Here is a 19,339-nt window from a genome sequence, read left to right as displayed (position 1 = left end):
CTTACCTCGTCACGCGGTTGATGAGCAGACGGATCGACATCAGGCCCGCCACCCACAGCCCCACGGCCAGAGCCAGAACGTAATGCCCCATGGGGTGCGTAAAAAAGATTGAGAAATAACGGTGGTTCTCAAACCCCAGCAGCACAATCACGACAATGGGCAGGCCCAGCAGAACATAGCTGGTCATTTTAGCCTCGCCCGAGGCTGCGATCCCTTTTTTCTGTATTTCCATTCTTTCACGCACGGTTTTTTCCAAGCCGAGCATAATCTCTGCAAGGCCACCGCCACTTTCGGACTGCAAATCCACCACCACGGCCAGAAACTGGTACCCCGGCAGACCAATGCGCCCGCTCATGGCAGAAAACGCCACAGGCAGGTCACGCCCCATGGCGACATCCTGCATCACCCGCTGGAACTCCTGCGCCGTGGGTTGACTGGCCTCGACCGCCACCATCTGCATTGCACGGTTCAACGGGGTGCCAACCCTTAGGGCACGCACAAGAATACCTATGGTTTCGGGCAGTTGCTGCCCCAGCTTACGCACATGCCGCCTGCCCGCATTGGCATAGAACATACGGACCAGCACCGCCCACAACCCGCCCCAGACGAGTAAACCCAGAAACCCGAGCAGAAAGAAAGACGGATACAGGCCCAGGCAGAGCAAGCCCAGAGCAACCCCCAGGACCGTCCTGTTATTGCTGATTGCGGCTTCTGCTACCTGAAAATTCAGCACTTTGTACAACACGACATGCAAGCCGCGCCCCAGACGGCCCACCGGGGCATGGCTGCGGTTTATGCTGTCGTTATCATCCGTTATTTTAAGGGCATATGCCCCAAGGCTGCGGCTTATACGGGCCTGCCGGGCCTCCTGCCGCACCATCGCGCGGTAAAGGCCAAACCCGCCCCCCAACCAGCCAGCAAAAAACAGCCCGGCGATGAGGACCGTGCCATTCATGCACTCTCCCCGGCCAGTGCGGCCTGCCATGCCTGCTCCATGCCGCAGTATTTCAGCTTGTCATAAAAACTTGGCCGTGCCGGGGATGTTACATAGCGAGTGCGGAGTTTTCCGTTTTCATCCTCGCCTTCAAACATCAGGCGGAAAATATCGTTCATCACCACGACATCATTTTCCAGACCCGCCACGTCGCTAACCTGCACAATACGACGCACACCATCACGTTGGCGACCGATCTGCACGATCAGATCCACCGCGCTGACAATCTGGGTGCGAATAGCCGACTGCGGGAGCGACATGCTGCCCATCTGCACCATGTTTTCGATACGGATAATGGCGTCGCGCGCATTGTTGGAGTGGATGGTGGACATGCTGCCATCATGGCCCGTATTCATGGCCTGCAACATGTCAAACGCCTCCGCTGCACGGACCTCGCCCACAATAATACGATCGGGGCGCATACGCAGGGCGTTCCTGACAAGGTCACGCTGGGTCACTTCGCCCTTGCCTTCAAGCGAGGGAGGGCGTGTTTCCATCCGCACCACATGGGGCTGCTGTAATTGCAGTTCTGCCGCGTCCTCAACCGTAATCACGCGCTCATCAAACGCAATAAAGCGGGACAGTGCGTTCAAAAGCGTGGTCTTGCCCGACCCCGTGCCGCCGGAGACAATAATATTCAGGCGGATGCTGGCTGCTATTTCCAACACCCGTGCCATAGCGGGCGAGCAGCTTCCATTATCCACCATCTTGGCAAAATCGATGGTCTTTTTGGAAAATTTTCGGATAGACACATAAGGCCCATCCAGCGCCAACGGTGGAAAAACAATATTGACGCGGGACCCATCCTTGAGGCGGGCGTCCACCATGGGGCTGGATTCATCCACCCGGCGGCCCATGTCGGTGGCAATACGCTGGCAGACTGACACCAGATGTTTCTGATCCCGGAAATGAACCGGAAAAAGTGAAACCTTACCTTTACGTTCAACAAATATCCGGTCTGGCCCATTGATGAGGATATCGTTGATCGCGTCATCTTCCAGCAACGGCTGGATCGGCCCCAGACCCTTGATGTCATTGACCAGTTCGGACGCAAGTTCCTTCTGCTCACGCAGGTTCAGATGTATGCGCTCGCCCCGGGCGACCTGATCCACAACCCGTTCAATGGTTTCAGCAAGCTGGTCGGCGGATAGGGGCACCACAAGGGCCGGGTCAAGCTGGGTCAGGCACAGGCCACGCACCCGCAGCCATTGCTCGTGCGAGACACGGCGCTCCGTCACCTCAGCCTGTGCGCGCTCCTGCGGGGCTGCGGCCATTGGCTCGGACGCCGCTGCGGGAACCTGCAGGAACCTTAGCCGCCTGAGGCGGTCTATTCTGTCGTTCTCAGCCTCGTCCGCCATGCTTATGTCCGCCTCAACCGCGAGAAATATGCCCCAAGCCTGCCACGCCAGCCCCCGGTCCCCACTCTGTCCGGGACATGCACAGACAGCCCGATCCGGGCAAGCTGCATAATGGCAGCCTGATACTGCATGTTCTGCTCCACCAGCGGTCGGCCGTTAATTTCGGCCTCCCCACACTCACGCGGCAGATACGGCACAACAATATCGGGCTTCATGTCCAGACTGCTGCTGACTTCGGCCAGAGACAGCGTGCCCGGCCGCCCAAAACCATTCAGCACAAACAAAGGCCGTTTGGGCAGAGTGCCTTTGGGCAAGGCTGCCATCGCCCGTAACGTATCGCGCACCGAAATCAGTGTCGGGTCCAGCACGAACACAAGCTGCTGGGCTTCCTTCTGCAAGGCCGCGTACATATCTCCATCGCGCCAGCTTGATTCGACCATGATAAAGTGGAACTGCCCCCGCACATGTTCCATCAGCGCGCTGACCGTTGCCGGCGCAATAACCGGCCGCGCCATGATGGAGCCCACCGAGGCCAGAAGATGCAGCCTGTCCGACAGTTCCTGCGTGCTACGCTCGATCAGCAGGCCATCCATACGGTCCGGCGCTTCCAGCACGGCCTGTAGGCCCGGATTGTTCTCTGCATTAAGCAAAAGGCCAAGCTTGCTGGCCTGAAGATCAAAATCCACCAGCAAAGTATGCCGTTTGACCACCTCGGCCACATACCAGGACAGATTGGCCAGCAGGGTTGAAACCCCAACCCCGTCCCGCACGCCTGTCAGCAAAACCAGACTACCGCCATTGGCAGTATCGCGCGATTTCTGCCCATGCAGAATGATCTCGCCAAAAAAGCGAACGACCAGATTTTCAACAAGCGGGCGGTAGAGGTATTCCGCAACACCAAACGCATGGGTGATGGTGCGGTAAAAGTTAACGTCCTCCCGGTCCCCAATAATCATCAGGGTCACGCTGGGGGGGATCATGCCTGTCACATCACGCACACAGGCAACAGGGTCCGCCGCCCCGGCAATATCGAGAATAATGTAAGACGGAACCTCGCGCTTTTGCAGGTAGTCGAGCGACTGCTCCAAAGAAAGGCGCAGCACCACGCCATCCCCAGGGCAGACACTTTGCACAAAGCTGAGAAAGAGGGATTCCGCCTCCGCGTCCTGCACCAGAATAAGGACACGGCCCATAACACCTGACTGCTGTGTGCCAGAACGCTGGCGGCTTTCAGACACGGATATTAACCCCCAGCCCCAGTTGCCGCCGCCAGACCGGAGCCTGAACCGCTCTCCCCCTGATCATCCCCGCCGGAGGATTTGACTTCCGCCAGGCCTGTATTGGGCAGTTTACGCACCTTGCCGTCACGCCAGCGCTGAACGGCCTCGGCCGCCTGATGCCCGTCACTGGGGCCGAGGGGGCGGCCGGAGACCAGATCGCTCTTGCGCTCAGCCATGGCAGCAATATTGGCGTCATAAACACCAAGTGGCCGCCAGTGATAGGACTGGTCCAGAGGCTCCATCGTGGAACACCCAACTGCAAATGGCAGCATAAGCCCCGCCAGTATGGTGGCACGCCCCGTAAAGGTGGAAAATACTGCCATTGCCCTACTCCACCATAAAACCGGCATCACCCGCGTCCAGCTTCTGCCATGCGCGCCGTTTCCTGACATCCGTGCTGCTCTGGCGCATCAGGAAGATGCGCTCCATGTCGCCCGGCGGCACCCAGTCTTCATCCGGGGTGTGCAGATCGTGGATATTATCAACTGGCTTGACCAGATACGGGGTGACAATAATGACCAGTTCCGTCTCGTCCTTCTGGAAGCTGTTGGACTTGAACAGCGCCCCCAGAATGGGAATATCCCCAAGCCATGGCAGGCCGGTTGTGGTCAGCTTGCTGGTATCGGACAGCAGCCCGGCGATGACAAAGCTCTGCCCGCTGCCCAGTTCCACCGTCGTATCAGCCCGGCGGACATGAATGGCCGGAATCTGCACCGAATTACTGCTTGTGCTCAGTGTCACCGCGCCGTCACTGGACAGGGCGCTGACTTCGGGGCGGACATGCAGGTTAATCCGCCCTTCCGCCAGCACGGTCGGGACAAAGCCCAAGGAAATCCCATACTGCTTGAACTGCACCGTGGTGGTGCCACCGTAGTTGGAAACCGGGATCGGGTATTCCCCACCCACCAGAAAGCTGGCGGGCTGGCCGCTCAGCGTTGTCAGGTTTGGCTCGGCAAGGCTGTGCACCAGCCCGTCCTGCGCCAGAGCATCCACCACCGTTTCCAACGTCACGCGCTGACTGCCCACATTAAAACGTGACAGCCACCCCACACTGCTTTGCAGGTTGGACAAGGCGGCCAGAGGGCTCTGGGTGGCAACACCCACGACCGCCGATGTGCCAAGGGCGTTGACGTTTTTCCACTCCACCCCCAACTCGCGCACAAGGGTGCGCTCCATTTCCACCACCCGTACCCGCAGGTTGACCTGCAAGGAACCGGGCACGGTCATGTAATCAGCAATATAGCCCTCTTTCCCGGCCAGCGAGCGCGCGTGGTCCACCAGTTTCTGGGCGGCCTGCGGGTCGGATGCACGGCCCTCTATGCTCAGCCCGTCGGGTGTGGGTTCAACCCTGACACCGGGGCTGCCCATGGCGGCCCCCTGCTGCAACACAGATGCCCGGTAACTGGATGGCACAACCCGCACGACGTAGCGGCCAATCACCTCGCCCGTGGCTGACGCAGCCTCAATCGTGGTGTTCCCTGCGCCGACACCGAAGACAAAAAAACTGCTGGGGCTGGCAGGCCGTACTTCCGCCACCTTGGGATCGGCGGAAAACAGGCTGGATACATCCTGCTTCAGGCGCACAATCTGCCCCGACCCGGTCTGCACCGTTACCTGCGTGCCTGACGTCTCGGCCTGGAGCGAGCGCGCAACAGCCACCCCGCCCCAGGGTCCACCCAGAGCTAGTTGAAACAGCGCGCCAAGCACAAGCGGCACTTTCCAGTATTGATCAGAACTGGACATTAATCGTGTCTGCCGCCCCATTATAAACATGCACTGTCGCACCATTCGGCTTGGAATCTGGTTTCGGGCTTTGAGGTTGCTCGACCTGCACATGCGGGATGGGCGTCTGGTCATCCCCCCGGATGGAACGCAGGGCCAGGGAGAGGACACCCATATCCGTTGCCAGCGTAATGTCCGCCACCTGCTGGGGGGTAACTTCCAGCGTGACAAACATGGGTTTGTCGCGCTGCTGGCTGGTGGCTGATGCCTCGGGCTTACCTGCCCCGGCTGCCGCTGCCCCCTTGCCGGGCACAAGGCGACGGTCCACGGCCAGCACGCGCACATTCTGCGCCACGCCACTGGCCACGATGTTGCCATTAGCCTGCCGACGCATAACAACATCCACCTTGTCACCCGGCTCTACAAAGCCGTCCACATTGTCGCCCGATGCCAGCTTGATGCTGACAGCACGTTTGTCGGGCGACAGGGCAAAGACAAGAAAATCCGATGCATCAACAGGCACAAGCTGGCCCGATAGCAAAACAGCCCCGGCCGCCACAGGCTGGCGCAGCACGGCCCCCATGTATCCGGGCTGACCTCCAGCGGCTGCAAGGCTGTGTACCGCACCCGGCGGTACCTGCGCGGCTGGCCGCTGCTCTTCCCGCAGGTCACCTTTATCATGGATGAAATCACCTGCCTGCAGAGCCCGCGTGGTCACGAACACACGCTCAAGCGCTACAGTAGGCGCAGTAACAACAGTGGGTGTCTTGACCAGCAGCCGCAGGAACAGCAGCCCGCCGACAAGACCAACGCCCAGAAAAAGAACCAGCATGACCCTGGGGTTCATAGCCCGCCCCGCAAGGCTGTCACTGCAAAACCGGCAAAAATAGCAACGGCATAAGGCAACGGCCCGCCCCTGCGGATTCTCCAGCATTCAACACGGAGGAGCCGCCCATAAGGAGCGGCGGGCGCTGTGCTGCCCCATCGGCGCAAGGCCAGATAGGCAAAGGCAAGCACACCCCCAGCCAAAGCGATATCAAGCAGATACCACATCTGCTGCAGTGGCGGAAAAAGAAGCGACGACGAGGCTATCAGCTTGACATCTCCCCCACCGATACCCCCCACGAACCACAGAGCGTAAAACAGGCAGAACAGAATACCTGCCCCCAGCAACCGCCCCCAGGCCCCGTGGGGCAGCACAAGCAATCCCATGACCACAAACGCGACTGAAACCCAGTCTGGTATTTCCCGCGTGCGGACATCATGGACAACTGCCACAAGGAAAAGGAGCACTGCCACACACGCGACAATGCTCCCCCCTCCGGCCAAAATAGCCATAAGGGACTTAGGTTGTGGGAATCTTGCCTGCCAGTGTATTGAACATGGTCTGCAGGTTGGTCCCCAGCAGGGTGACGCCAGCCACGATCACCGACGCGATCAGCGCTGCAATCAGGCCGTATTCAAGAGCAGTCACACCCTTGCGATCTCCGGCAAAGAGACGAAAAGAGCGAGTAAGGCACGTTGTCATGATTTCCATAGTCCACCTTCCGGGCAATGCTGCACAGAGTATTTTCGCTCTTGATCCTATGGCATTTCGCCAAGGTTGTAAAAAGCAAAACACGAACTGAATTGAGAAATTTTCAATTTCTGTTGACATGGATCATAGCCTCCGCAGAGGCCACACCCACACCAACTCTCCAGCCCGGCGCGCCATGGTCACAAAGGTGCCCGGCCCGCACCTTCAGGCTGGGTCAGGGCAGTTCCTTCAGGTGCCAGTCCCCCGCCGGGGTCGGGGTTGCGCTCAGCGGTATGGCGTTGGGCAGCCGGACATTGGCAGGCAGTTTCATGACACAGCGCAGGGCACGAAACAGCGCTCCATGCGCCACAATCAGCGGCGTGCCATCCTGCACAGTCGCCCGGTTGACGGCCTGCGCCGCACGCTGGCACAGGTCGGCAAACGGTTCCGCCCCCGCCGGAGTGTAACGGCCCGCGATCCAGTCATCATACCAGTCGGCAATAGGCTGGCCTTCCTGCTCACCAAAACAGACTTCGGCCAGGTCGTCCTCAACCGTCAGCGGGAGTGCTGGCAGACCATGGGCCACCAGTTCATCCCGCACGATTGTGGCAGTCTGGTAGGCGCGCCCGAGCGGAGAGACCACAATCCGTGTGATGCTCTGCCCCTCGCCCACGTCCGCCAGAGCCTGAGCTATCAGCTTTCCCGCCGCCACGGCCTGTTCGATCCCTGTGCCGTTCAACGGCACATCAGTACGTCCCTGCGACAGGCCAGCCCGATTCCAGTCGGTCTGGCCATGCCGCAGATACCAGTAAGGGCGAGGGGAAATCTGATGCATGGGACCTCAGTCAAACAGGGATGAAACAGAGCTTTCATCCGCCACGGCCCGCATGGCGCGCGCCAGCAGGCCCGCAATGCTGATCTGGCGGATATTGCGGGCTGCCGCCACGACTTCGGTCGCCTTGATGCTGTCGGTCAGGGTCAGCATCTCGATCGGGGAATCGGCAATACGTTCAACCGACTGGCCTGTCAGCACACCGTGGGTGACATACGCACCGACAGAGGCCGCACCCTGCTGGGCAATGGCGCGTGCCGCGTTGCACAGCGACCCCCCGCTGTCCACGATGTCATCCACCAGCAGGCAGTGCCTGCCCCGGACATCACCAATCACGTTCATGACCTCGGACACGCCTGCGCGTTCACGCCGCTTGTCAATAATGGCCAGGTCGGTGTTCAGCCGCTGTGCAAGCTGGCGGGCCCGCACAACACCCCCCACATCGGGGGAGACAATCATGAGGTCACGGTCCCCGTACTGTGCCAGAATATCGCGCACAAACAGCGGGGCTGCGTAAAGATTGTCCACCGGAATATCAAAGAAGCCCTGGATCTGCATGGCATGCAGATCCAGCGTCAGCACGCGGCTGGCCCCTGCCTCCACCAGCAGGTTGGCCACCAGCTTGGCACTGATAGGCGTGCGCGGACCAGACTTACGGTCCTGACGGGCATAGCCGAAATAGGGCACGACCGCCGTGATGCGCTTGGCTGACCCGCGACGCAGGGCGTCAAGCATGATCAGCAGTTCCATCAGGTTGTCGTTAGTGGGCGTGCAGGTGCTCTGCACGACAAACACATCCTCACCACGTACATTTTCGTGGATTTCGACAAATACTTCCATATCCGCAAAGCGGCGTACGGTCACGTTGCACAGAGTCATGCCCAGTTCCGAAGCGACGGCTTCGGCCAGGGGCAGATTGCTGTTACAGGCGACAATCTTCATGGCAAGGAGAGTTCCCGGTGGCTGATGTTATGCGGAAAACTAAACACGGCACTATGGCGAGAGGGGTGTAGCAACCGCACGGTGCCTTGTCATCCTCAGTAACCCGCCTTTGCGGCTTCGGCTGGTCCGGCGTGGCACAAATGCCGCGCCCCTGCGGCCTGAGGGCCTTGTCATGGCGGCAGGCTTGCCCCTATCGTCACCCCTTGCGTATGAGCACACTCCCAGCCCGGCCCAACCCACAGACGCGCCTGCCCGATACGGCAGAGCCCGTCCTGTCCCTTGCCCCCACACGCGGTCTGGCACGGCACATCTGTGCTGCACGGGATATTGCCCAGGGGGCTGCTCTCACCCCGCTGGCGCTGACACTGGCGTGGATGGATATCCGCCTGCGCTATCGCGGGTCCATTCTGGGGCCTTTCTGGCTGACAGCCACAACTGCCATCATGGTCGCCGCCATGGGGCTGCTCTATGCCTATCTGTTCCATATCAGCACCCGGCAGTACCTGCCTTTTCTGACATTCTCTCTGGCAGTGTGGCCCTTTGTCGCAGGCATCCTGCGGGAAGGGTGTGCGACCTTTACGGCAGCTGCAGCGCTGATAACCTCCAGCCGCATGCCTTTTTTTGTCCATGCCCTGCGTTGCGTGGCCCGCAATGTGCTGGTGCTGGCCCATACGCTGCCGGTTGTCGCCCTCGTTTTTATACTCTTTCCCGTTGCACCTAACTGGGACTGGCAACTGTTGCCCGCAGTTCTGCTCTGGCTGATTGACTGTCTGGCCCTCTGCCTGCTGCTGGGGGTGCTGTCCGCCCGCTTTGGCGATATCCCACCCCTTGTCGCAAGCCTGACGCAGGTGCTGTTCTTCATCACGCCAGTGCTGTGGGCTCCGCAGTTGATGGCAACCGGGCAGAACTGGCTGCTGCTGGACCCCGCCTTTGCACTACTGGAAATCCTGCGCGCCCCCCTGCTGCATGATGAATTGCAGGTCCCCGTCTGGCCTGCCGCACTGGGCTGGTCCGGGCTGCTGATCGGGCTTGCATGGTGGCTGTTTGCCCGCGCCCGCGCACAGCTAGCCTATTGGGTGTAACCATCATGGCCCGGATAGATGTCCAAACCCTGAGCATTGCCTTCCCCCTCCGCCATGCGGACACTCTGGGCCTGCGCCAACGCCCCCCGACAGAGGGCAGGCTGACCTCCAGCCTCCATGGCAGTCTGGGTGTGCGCGCCCTGCACGACATAAGCTTTACCGTGCAGGCCGGGGAGCGGCTGGGGCTGATTGGCAGCAATGGTGCGGGCAAGACCACCCTGCTCCGCGCCCTTGCGGGTGTGTACGAACCCACCGATGGCCGTGTCAGAGTGACAGGCAAGATCGGTGCCCTGCTGGACCAGACACTGGGCATGAATATGGAACTGACAGGGCGCGAAAACATCCGCCTGCGGGCCATGATCGCCGGTGTCCCAGCCCGGCAGCGCACCGAGATGGAACAGGATGTTGAAGCCTTTGCCGACCTCGGCACCTTCATGGACCTGCCTGTTCAAACCTACAGCAGCGGCATGGTCGTCCGCCTTGCCTTTGGGCTGGCAACAGCAATCCAACCCCATGTGCTGCTGATGGATGAATGGTTTATGGCGGGGGATGCCACCTTCCGCCACCGGGCGCGCAACAGGCTGGAAAACCTTGTGCGCGGGGCCGATATCCTTGTCCTGTCCAGCCATATGGCCGACATCATGGCCACATGGTGCACCCGCCTGATCTGGCTGGAGGAGGGGCGTATCCGCATGGATGGCCCAACACAGCAGGTTCTGCATGCCTATCTGCCCCGTCCTGCACCGGGTGCCGAGCATGGCTAAAGCCCACAACACGCCCCACCCTGCACCTGCGGTTGGCCTGCCATGCGCCATTCGCTTTGAAAGCCCGGTTATGGCATATGGTCGCAGAATCCTGAGTGCCCCATCCAGGGGCACCGACCCGACGGAGCCAGAATGACCCGGCCCACCCCGCCCTGCGGCGGCAATAGAAGAGCCTGCTTCACCACCGGCAGCATCATGCGGCATGTTCTTGTCATGACCGGCACGGGCACCGTGGGGCTTATGGCCGTTTTTGCGGTGGATGTGCTGAACATGGTCTATATCAGCCACCTGAACGATACCGCACTGACAGCCGCCATCGGCTTTGCCGGTGGGGTTATTGGCCTGCAAATTGCAGTGTGTATTGGCCTGACTATCGGGATTGGTGCGTCCACCGCCCGCGCCATTGGGGCTGGCAGGCATGAGGAGGCCCGCAGCATTGCCTCCTCCGCCGTAGCCGTGACACTGGTGTTGACACTGGCGCTGGGCTTGCTGACCATGCTGTGCGCCCACCCTATTCTGACCCTGTTTGGTGCTCGCGGGGCAGCGTTGGAGGCCGCCACCACGTACCTGCGGCTTGTCAGCCCCGCCCTGCCACTCATTTACGCAGGCATGGCGTCCTCCTCCCTCATGCGGGTTGTGGGCGATGCCAAAGGCTCCATGCATATTACCCTGATGGGGGCGGTCATTGCGGCCGTGCTGGACCCTGTCCTTATTTTTGGCATGCATGAAGGACTGGCCGGGGCCGCCATCAGCACCATTGTATCCCGCCTGATTGTCGCGCTGACAGGCCTGCGCGGTGCCTTGCAGCATGATATGCTGGCCCTGCCAAAACTGGCCCGTATCTGGCCCGACACCCGCCATGTTACCGCCATAGCCCTACCAGCCACGCTGACAAACCTGGCCACCCCGGCTGGGGGTGTTTATGTCACCCGCGCCATGGCGGGCTTCGGGCTGTCAGCCGTAGCTGGTCAGGCGTCCATAGAACGCATGGCCCCGTTGTTGTTTTCACTGGTTTTTGCCCTGACAGGCTCCATCGGCCCCATTATCGGCCAGAATCTGGGGGCCGGGCGGCATGACCGGGTGCAGCAGACGCTGGAAGCAAGCCTGAAACTGGTGGTGGCCAGTGTGTGCCTGACATGGGTCTGCCTGGCTCTGGGGCAGAACCTTGTGGTGTGGATTTATGACGCCCATGGTGACGCCGCAGCCCTGATCCACCTGTTCTGCTCCTGGACAGTGGCAAGCTACCTGTTTGTGGGCATGCTGTTTGTCGCCAATTCGGCCTTTAACAACCTTGGTTTCCCGCTGTATTCCACTGCCTTCAACTGGGGCCGGGCGACTTTGGGCACCATTCCCTTCGTGCTGCTGGGCGCACGTTTCGGGCCTGCCGGGGTACAGCTCGGCCAAGCTCTGGGGGCGGTGCTGTTTGGCTCAGCCGCTGTCTTGACGGCGTTCCGCGTGACGCGGAAACTAAAAACCTCCGCAGCCCCGGTACGCCAGAACTGTGTGCCTGTTTCTGACGTTCCCACCACCAGTGCCGAGGCCGCCATGGCCGAACTGGACGATGTGGAAAGTGCCTCCACATTCTGTCCTGACAACAGGGACGACACCCATGCCCAGACTGACCACGGAAGAACGCAACGCCCTGCCTGACGAGGCTTTTGCCCTGCCGGGGCGGCGTTACCCCATCCCCGATGCCGCCCACGCGCGCGACGCCCTGGCCCGCGCCAGCGAAATGCTCCACCGCGGCACCCTGTCGCAGGACGAATACGACACTATCCACCGCAAGGCCGAGGCTGTGCTGCGCCGGGAAAGGATGTAAGACCTTTCCCCCATGTTTAACCGCCTTTATGCCCGCATCATGCGCCATGCCACCAGCCCCCATGCCATATGGTGGCTGGCCGGGCTGACATTTGCCGAAGCCAGTGTCTTCCCCCTGCCGCCCGAAACCCTGCTGGTGCCCATGGTGCTGGCCCACCGGGACAGGGCATGGGCCTATGCCGCACTATGCACGTTATGCAGCGTGGCTGGCGGGCTTTTGGGCTGGGTCATCGGGGCCACCCTGCTGGATACTGTCGCCAGACCAATTGTCCATTTCTACCACGCTGAAAACGCTCTGGCCGGGTTGCAGGCCCTGTTCCAGCGCTGGGGTGTGGCGATTATCCTGCTCAAGGGCCTGACCCCGATCCCTTACAAGCTTGTCACCATTGCCAGTGGCATGGCGCATTTTGCCATTATCCCTTTTCTACTGGCCAGCATGGTGACCCGCGGCCTGCGATTTTTCCTGATCGCTGGGCTGCTCCGGCGATATGGAGCGCCGATTGAAAAAGTCCTGCAAGAACGCCTGCCCCTGATTGCCGGGGCCTGCGCCCTCGGCATTGTGGCTGCTATCGTGGGCCTGCGGTACCTCTGACATGGCACACCCACGACCTGCCCCGCTGTCTGACAGACCCTGCGCGCACCTGCCCCACCGTGCCCCCGCTTGCTCTGCCCTGCCGTTCGGGGCAGGAAACAGGCACGCGAGGCCATTGCCCTAACCGATACGGGAGACACAGCACACATGCCATCACAGATTGCCGTTATTACCGGCGCGGGTTCGGGGATCGGGCGTGCTGCGGCCCTGGCACTCGGGCGCGCGGGTTTTGATATTGCCCTGCTGGGCCGCGACACCGAACGCCTGCAGGAAACCGCCCGCGCCCTGGACCGGCACTGTGTCCGCTCGCTCACCCTCTCGCTCGATGTTGCGGACGCGCAGGCCGTGCAGGCTGCGGCGCAGACGATTGAAGACAAACTCGGCCCCATTGCCGTATGGGCCAACTGTGCAGGGGCAACCATTGTCGGGCAGGTTGCCGCCTTGCCTGCGGCAGACATTCAAAGAGCCATGGATGTCACCTACATGGGCAGCGTGCATGGCACACTGGCGGCGCTGGAGGTCATGCGCAGGCGTGGTGTTGGCACCATCATCAACCTTGACCTTGCCCCTGCCCTGCGTGGCCTACCCCTTCAGGCTGTTGAAAACGGTGCGCGCGCCGGACTGCGTGGCTTTTGTGAAAGCCTGCGGCCCGAACTGCTGCATGACGCCGACAACATCCATGTTGTCATGGTCAACCTGCCTGCCATCAATACGCCCCGCTATGGCTGGACCCGCACCCTGACCGGCAAGCCCCTGCACCCCTACGGGCCGGTGTACACGCCTGAAGTCGCGGCCGAAGCCATCTGCCGGGCAGCCTTTAGCACCAGCCGTTCCATTTCCATTGGGCCGGGCAATACTCTGGCCACGCTGTGGCGGACTGTGCTGCCGCGCTGGCGCGACAACCATCTGGCCACCCATGGTTACAAAGCGCAGATGGGCCATGACTGGGAAGACGCACCCCGGCCTGATGACCTGCATGAGCCCGTTGCAGGCGGCTTTGCAGCCAATGGTGTGTACGATGCCAAAGCCCGCAGGCTGGATAGCCCGCTGAGCGTTTTTGTATCGTCCGATCTACGGGCCGGGCTGTTGGGGGCGGCAGCCAGCCTTGTCCTTGTTGCGCTGTGCGGCCATATCCGCCGCTGCCGCAAAGGCTGAAAGCCACAGGACGTCCGGGGCATGGCACAGGCCTGCCCCGGTTTTATTGAGGGCTGTTAACAGCCCTCAATACGCTTCAACCGCCCAACATCGTCTTCCACCTGCCGCATGATGGCTGTCTGCTGGTTGGACATTTCCTCCACAGCCGACATGACCTCTTCCATCTTCTGGAACGAGGCGAACATACCTTCCAGACGGGTTGAAATTTCACCAAACCCATCGCTGGCTTCGGTCAGCTTGTCTTCTGAATGTTTGATGTGCTGGCCCAGAACCTTCATGGATTCATCAACCTGCACCAATGACTTCCGGCTTTTGCCCAGGCTGTCACGCGTGTCTGCCGCAAGGGTTCTGACCTCGTTGGCAATCACCGCAAAGCCACGCCCCTCCGCCCCAACACGAGCAGCCTCTATGGCCGCATTCATTGACAGCAGGTTGGTCTGGACGGCAATTTTTTCAATCACCGAGACACTGCCAAACAGGGTATGGGTCATTCTGACCACATTCTGATATTCCTGTTCCAGAATACCTTTCTGCTCAACAATGGAAATGGACGCGACTTTCTGCCCCATTTCATGCCGTATACTTTCAATACTGGCCCGCACGCCCTCTGTCTGCTTGAGCATCTGGTCAAGGTCGGCATTCAGGCGGGATGTGCGCTCTATAAAACTGACCAGCCGATCAATCAGCTTTTTGCGGACATCGTTGATAATCCGCTGCTGGTTCAGCCGCACTTCCACAAAATAGCTGGCAAAACGCCCGTAATAGATCGGGAAACCATCCATAAAGCTGTCATGAAAGACCTCGCCCGGTTTCAGCCGGAAGAAAACCACCGCAGTCAGGGTCTGGTTCATGTTGATGCCCAGGAATTCCCCAAACGAGGAAAAACCGGCAGCAGGCATGTCCCACATACCGTCCAGATCCCGCAAAGCATCGGGGTTGTTCAGACGCCTGAGGATACAGTCACTCAGAATAGCCCCGACAGGTTGGGGTTTGCTTGTCAGAAAACGCGCAAGGTCACTTCTGGTCTGTCGCCCAAAATCCGTGGCCTTGACCAGAAACAGCTCATCGCCTGGGTTTATATCGCAGTAAAACGACACAAGACCGTTATAAATGTCGATATTGGCAATAGAGCGGATATACAGCTCCCCACTGATCCGCAGGGCAAATGTGTGCCCCTCCAAGGCCTCCTCCAGCCGCTCCGGCCTGCACGACAGGGTTTTGCACAGGGTCTCGATAATAGGTGCAATTTCAGCGGTCTGCGGGTTGATGGCCGACCCTACCGTACGCGCCCCCTCCTTGACCTCCATCACCACAAAGGACTTGCCGGTATCGGTAAAGTTCTGGGTTTTGAAGAGGCTGAAAGCTGTTCCGGGTCGCAGTTTGAGGAACATGATAACAGCATGATCGCGCAGGGTTTCCTGCCCATCGAAGATGCTGGTGCTGGAAAAATCCAGCAGCCCGCCAGAAGAGCCGCCGGTAAACACGCAGGGAAAGCGGCCACAGTTATACACGGCCTCTGCAAAGCAGCTTTCCGCCCCGGACAGACCATCAACCAGCGTGAAAGCCAGCGTATCACGCGAGGAGACCTCGAACCCGGTTTCGATTCTGGCCAGCCGTTCCGAAATCTGGGCTATTCTCATATCCGTTGCGGAGGATGCCACACCCCCAGGCGTTGCCCCGACAAACACGGAGTGGACAGACACCGCCTCCACCAGATCCGGGCCAAAAACCTGCAGGACAATCGTGTCCCATGCGCCATGGGTTGAGCAATAAAGGGGCTCGGTGTTGCCTGTTCCGCTGGCGGAAAGCTCCCCCGCTGTCATGGTTGCGACAAGCCGGGCAGAACCAACCCGCGACCGCAGCCCGGAGACCGCCCGCTGGAAATCCACATGGGGGGAAATATACGCAACAACCAGTTTTGCGGGCCTGCCATCAAAGCTGAAGTCTGCGGCACTCAGCCCCTGCATGGCCTCTGTCGTGCGCAGGACACGCATGGCGGCGAAGTCCGGGCTGGACTGCACCACCTCACCCTCGGAAAGAGTGTCATGCCCCCAGCGACCGGAACCTTCTGACATGTGATGTATACTTTCCATATTTGGCCCTGCAAAACAAAAATCTGCCAGAATAACCAATAATTTATTTACAATTAGTATGTATTTTATTCATGGCAAATTCAATGATTTTGGCCGATCCAGCCGCAGGTTACTTCATACTGTCACAGCAACGTGACACCTCCTGCGACCTTCCAAATGGACAGACTTCCACACTTCTGAAACCGCACGCAGGGCAGCGGTCATGCCTGCCTTTCGCCCCTACGGCTAGCCTGCAGCAGATGGCGCTTGCCCGTTCCCGAGCACAGAAGCCTCGGAGGACACAGGCTGGCATGGCCTGCCAGCCCATTTGAGAAATCCCCAGCCGGTCAGTTGCAAACTGCCCAGTTTGCCGGAGTTATTTCAGGCCGCCGCCCCAGACCCACCAGGCATCATGCGCATCCGCCAGCCGCTCCGCAGCCTGCCGGGCACTTTCCGCTGTGGGAAACAGACCAAAGCACGTTGCACCAGAGCCACTCATCCGGGACAGCAGGCAGTCGTCCTGCCCGGCGATATCGGCCAGAACCTTGCTCACCACAGGGCAAACGTCACAAGCCGGGTCTTCCAGGCTGTTGGTCTGCTCCTGCAAGAACGCAATCAGAGCCTGCACATCTGGCCAGCCTGCCGGTATGGTTGCCCGGTTGGCAAATGCCCCCTGCCGCCGACGGAACACTTCCGGCGTGGAGACAGCCTGACCACAATTAACCAGCACCATGCCGCACTCTGGCAGGGCGGGCACGGGGCTCAGCACTTCACCAATCCCTTCCATACGGATGGCATGCCCCAGCACACAGACCGGCACATCGGCCCCCAGCCGTTCAGCCAATGTCAGAAGAGTCTGCTGCCCGGCATTGATCCCCCATGCCCTGTCCAGCAGGCGCAGGGCAGCAGCAGCGTCAGCAGACCCACCGCCAATGCCCGACGCCACAGGCAGGTTTTTCTCCAGCACAAGGCACCCACCCTGCACGCCCGTTCCATCCCCGACAGTCGCCAGAGCGGCAGCGGCCTTCATGACCAGATTATCCGGCCCTGCGGCAGATTCGCCCAAGGTCTCCCCAAAGCGGCCGGTCAGTTTCAGATGCAGGGGTTCAGGACCAGGCACGTAGCGCAGGACATCCCCCGCCTGTGCAAACACCACCAGACTGTCGAGCAGGTGGTAGCCATCCTCCCTCCGGCCCGTGACATGCAGGTAAAGGTTGATCTTGGCGGGCGCGGCCTCAACCAAAGTGTTATCAGAGGTTGTTGAGAAGGCCTGTGTCACTGCTCGTGTTCTCCTTTACGCACGGTTTCACTGGCCACACCGTCTGGCACCGGTGCGCCTGCACGGTGCAGGGCCGCACGGATCAGCTTGGCATCTTCCTCCGACGGGTGCAGGCCCAGCGCCACATTCCACTGGTCCACCGCCTCTATATGGCGGCCCAGACGCCAGTAGGCCTCTCCCAGATGATAGTTGACCTCGGGGTCTTCAGGCGTGCTTTCCACGGCTTTTTCCAACAGGGGCAGACCGCCCTGCATGTCACCCCGCTCAACCTTGGCCCAGCCAAGGCTGTCGGTTATGGCGGCTTCCTGCGGGGCAAGGTTATGAGCCTTGCGAAGCAGATTTTCTGCCTCAGCCAGATTTTCGTGCCGCTCCACCATGGAATATCCAAGGAAGTTCAGCAGCAGCGGCTCGTCCGGGGCATAGGCCAGAGCGGCTCTGGCATCGTCACGCGCATGGGGCCAGTCCCCGATTTCGTGGTACGCCATGGCGCGCATCAGCAGCAGGGGCCAGTCTTCCCCCTTCTGCTTGGCAACAAGGTCAATCGCACGGCTGTAAACAGCAATAGCCCCTTTCCAGTCCTTCTGCTGGAACAGGGCATTGCCCAGCTCCCGCAGCACCAGCAACTGGTCAGGGCTTTGCCGGTCAAGGCCACGCAACAGGGCAACGGCTTCATCCGCCTTGTCCGTCGCACTATCCAGTATCGCCAGCCGCAGGGTTGCAACCGGGGCCAGCGGGTCATCATGCGCGATGTGCAGCAGGGTTTCCCGCGCGACGGCCTCATGCCCCTGATCTTCCTGAATTTCAGCCAGCATCAGCCGGGCATCCGCCAGTTTGGGGTCCATTTCCAGCGCAAAACCCAGCATCAGGCGGGCGGCCTCGTCAAACTGCGGCTGCATGGCGCTGTCGCCCTTGCCCGCGTGGGTCTGCCCGCCCTGCTCGTGCCCCTGCTGGCGCAGCAAATACGCTGTCAGCACATACGCGCGGGCCATACCCTCCCGCGCGGATGTCACCGGGGGCCGTGCAATCGTGGCCTGCAACTCCGGCCCCGCCACAGCCAGCACGGGGTCGGCCTCTATCAGGTTACGCAGCAGTTCCCGCGCATTGTCCTGCCGCCCATGGTTCCACAACCACGCGGCATAGGCACGGGTCAGCAGCAGATCATACCCCGGCATCAGCTTCTGGGCGCGGGCAAACAATTCCCCAGTCTGGTCGTTCAGCCCACCCACATGCGCCACAAGCCCGGCATGCAGCACATAGAAGGGCGAGAGCACCGAGGTCTGGCTTTTCAGCAACCCGGCAACCGCTCTGGCAGCCTCACCCTGCCCTTCCTCACACCAGGCCTGAAGCAGGGGCAGGATCAGACGGGCCAGCGGGTCAGCCGCCGCCTGCTGGTAATGGTGCAGGGCATCGGCCCACTTGTCCCTGCCAACAGCCGCGTTGCCCAGCACAAAATCGGACACAAGGTTTTCCCCGTCCGATGTCTTGCCAAGCCGCAGGGCCAGAGCTTCGGCCTGCGGGTCCCCCGCCATAACGCTGTGTACAAAGGCCTGCTTGAGCAGCACCGTGCTGGACGGGTCAGAACGCAGGGCGGCGGCAAAGGCCTGCGCGGCCTCTGGGTCGTCCCCCATGCGGGCGGCGATAATCCCGCGCAGGAATGCTCCCGAATCGACAGACCCGGTCTCAGTAGTGGCGGTCCCGCCTGCGCTGGCGATGGCATGGGTGCTGGCCCCTGTGCCAGAGGCGGCATCCGCCCCCCAAGCAACAGCAGGCAAAACACCCAGCACGGTTGTGGAAAGCAGGAAAACCGTAGGCAGAAGGCGACAAAACAGCATAAGAACCCTATCGAGCTGGAGCGGCGGCACCGAACTGGCCTCAGCAGCCGTTCCGCCCCCTGTGAAAGGGAACGACATGACCGGCTGTCTTTTCTCTACCC

General features: G+C 60.7%; 19 protein-coding genes. 6 read left to right on the top strand and 13 right to left on the bottom strand.

Going from position 1 to position 19,339, the window contains the following annotated elements; genetic code table 11:
• Nucleotide 1 precedes the first annotated feature (1 nt).
• The 10 genes from FLP30_RS07650 to FLP30_RS07605 form a co-directional block, all read right to left on the bottom strand.
• Nucleotides 2-985, bottom strand: coding sequence for a type II secretion system F family protein (locus FLP30_RS07650; protein ID WP_149279291.1), 984 nt, complete (start codon nucleotides 983-985; stop codon nucleotides 2-4).
• On the bottom strand, nucleotides 952-2,352 hold the full coding sequence (locus tag FLP30_RS07645; protein ID WP_149279290.1) for a CpaF family protein: 1,401 nt from the start codon (nucleotides 2,350-2,352) through the stop codon (nucleotides 952-954). The genes FLP30_RS07650 and FLP30_RS07645 overlap by 34 nt, the downstream gene beginning before the upstream one ends.
• Nucleotides 2,353-2,354: 2 nt before the next feature.
• The gene (locus FLP30_RS07640) at nucleotides 2,355-3,590 is read right to left on the bottom strand and encodes an AAA family ATPase (RefSeq protein WP_149279289.1); all 1,236 of its coding nucleotides are present in this window, start codon (nucleotides 3,588-3,590) and stop codon (nucleotides 2,355-2,357) included.
• A gap of 5 nt (nucleotides 3,591-3,595) precedes the next feature.
• Complete coding sequence (locus tag FLP30_RS07635; RefSeq protein ID WP_149279288.1) at nucleotides 3,596-3,955, bottom strand: hypothetical protein; 360 nt, start codon at nucleotides 3,953-3,955, stop codon at nucleotides 3,596-3,598.
• Nucleotides 3,956-3,959: 4 nt separating this feature from the next.
• Nucleotides 3,960-5,375, bottom strand: coding sequence for a type II and III secretion system protein family protein (locus FLP30_RS07630; protein WP_149279287.1), 1,416 nt, complete (start codon nucleotides 5,373-5,375; stop codon nucleotides 3,960-3,962).
• A complete protein-coding gene (gene cpaB, locus FLP30_RS07625; protein ID WP_168200067.1) occupies nucleotides 5,362-6,186 on the bottom strand; it encodes a Flp pilus assembly protein CpaB in 825 nt (274 codons plus the stop codon). The genes FLP30_RS07630 and cpaB overlap by 14 nt, the downstream gene beginning before the upstream one ends.
• A gap of 11 nt (nucleotides 6,187-6,197) precedes the next feature.
• Entirely contained in the window at nucleotides 6,198-6,653 is a 456-nt protein-coding gene (locus tag FLP30_RS07620; protein ID WP_168200066.1) for an A24 family peptidase, read from the bottom strand.
• Between the two features lie 46 nt (nucleotides 6,654-6,699).
• Nucleotides 6,700-6,882, bottom strand: coding sequence for a Flp family type IVb pilin (locus tag FLP30_RS07615; protein WP_149279284.1), 183 nt, complete (start codon nucleotides 6,880-6,882; stop codon nucleotides 6,700-6,702).
• Nucleotides 6,883-7,105: 223 nt separating this feature from the next.
• Nucleotides 7,106-7,705: a histidine phosphatase family protein gene (locus tag FLP30_RS07610; protein WP_149279283.1), complete on the bottom strand. Its 600-nt coding sequence runs from the start codon at nucleotides 7,703-7,705 to the stop codon at nucleotides 7,106-7,108.
• Nucleotides 7,706-7,711: 6 nt separating this feature from the next.
• Entirely contained in the window at nucleotides 7,712-8,644 is a 933-nt protein-coding gene (locus tag FLP30_RS07605; protein WP_149279282.1) for a ribose-phosphate pyrophosphokinase, read from the bottom strand.
• Nucleotides 8,645-8,853: 209 nt separating this feature from the next.
• On the opposite strand from FLP30_RS07605, the gene FLP30_RS07600 reads away from it, so the two are divergent.
• The 6 genes from FLP30_RS07600 (at nucleotide 8,854) to FLP30_RS07575 (ending at nucleotide 14,055) form a co-directional block, all read left to right on the top strand.
• The gene (locus FLP30_RS07600) at nucleotides 8,854-9,726 is read left to right on the top strand and encodes an ABC transporter permease (protein WP_246856463.1); all 873 of its coding nucleotides are present in this window, start codon (nucleotides 8,854-8,856) and stop codon (nucleotides 9,724-9,726) included.
• A gap of 5 nt (nucleotides 9,727-9,731) precedes the next feature.
• On the top strand, nucleotides 9,732-10,490 hold the full coding sequence (locus FLP30_RS07595; RefSeq protein ID WP_149279281.1) for an ABC transporter ATP-binding protein: 759 nt from the start codon (nucleotides 9,732-9,734) through the stop codon (nucleotides 10,488-10,490).
• A 132-nt stretch (nucleotides 10,491-10,622) separates the two neighbouring features.
• Nucleotides 10,623-12,140 carry an MATE family efflux transporter gene (locus tag FLP30_RS07590; protein ID WP_149279280.1) on the top strand — a complete coding sequence of 506 codons (1,518 nt, stop codon included), beginning with the start codon at nucleotides 10,623-10,625 and terminating at the stop codon, nucleotides 12,138-12,140.
• On the top strand, nucleotides 12,100-12,309 hold the full coding sequence (locus FLP30_RS07585; RefSeq protein ID WP_149279279.1) for a hypothetical protein: 210 nt from the start codon (nucleotides 12,100-12,102) through the stop codon (nucleotides 12,307-12,309). The genes FLP30_RS07590 and FLP30_RS07585 overlap by 41 nt, the downstream gene beginning before the upstream one ends.
• 12 nt (nucleotides 12,310-12,321) lie before the next feature.
• Entirely contained in the window at nucleotides 12,322-12,900 is a 579-nt protein-coding gene (locus FLP30_RS07580) for a YqaA family protein (RefSeq protein WP_149279278.1), read from the top strand.
• A 147-nt stretch (nucleotides 12,901-13,047) separates the two neighbouring features.
• Complete coding sequence (locus FLP30_RS07575) at nucleotides 13,048-14,055, top strand: SDR family oxidoreductase (RefSeq protein WP_149279277.1); 1,008 nt, start codon at nucleotides 13,048-13,050, stop codon at nucleotides 14,053-14,055.
• 56 nt (nucleotides 14,056-14,111) lie between these two features.
• Here FLP30_RS07575 and FLP30_RS07570 read toward each other — a convergent pair whose 3' ends face one another.
• The 3 genes from FLP30_RS07570 to FLP30_RS07560 all read right to left on the bottom strand — a co-directional run bounded on the left by FLP30_RS07570 (nucleotide 14,112) and on the right by FLP30_RS07560 (nucleotide 19,316).
• Nucleotides 14,112-16,130 (bottom strand): methyl-accepting chemotaxis protein, encoded by a 2,019-nt coding sequence (locus FLP30_RS07570; protein WP_168200065.1) that lies wholly within the window; start codon nucleotides 16,128-16,130, stop codon nucleotides 14,112-14,114.
• 373 nt (nucleotides 16,131-16,503) lie between these two features.
• Nucleotides 16,504-17,406 (bottom strand): 4-(cytidine 5'-diphospho)-2-C-methyl-D-erythritol kinase, encoded by a 903-nt coding sequence (locus FLP30_RS07565; protein ID WP_149279275.1) that lies wholly within the window; start codon nucleotides 17,404-17,406, stop codon nucleotides 16,504-16,506.
• Nucleotides 17,403-19,316 carry a tetratricopeptide repeat protein gene (locus FLP30_RS07560; protein WP_246856462.1) on the bottom strand — a complete coding sequence of 638 codons (1,914 nt, stop codon included), beginning with the start codon at nucleotides 19,314-19,316 and terminating at the stop codon, nucleotides 17,403-17,405. The genes FLP30_RS07565 and FLP30_RS07560 overlap by 4 nt, the downstream gene beginning before the upstream one ends.
• Between the last annotated feature and the right edge of the window lie 23 nt (nucleotides 19,317-19,339).

Source organism: Acetobacter vaccinii (assembly GCF_008365315.1).
GTDB lineage: Bacteria > Pseudomonadota > Alphaproteobacteria > Acetobacterales > Acetobacteraceae > Acetobacter > Acetobacter vaccinii.
The sequence above is the reverse complement of the archived record's forward strand: the minus strand, read 5'-3'. Positions and strand labels throughout refer to the sequence as shown.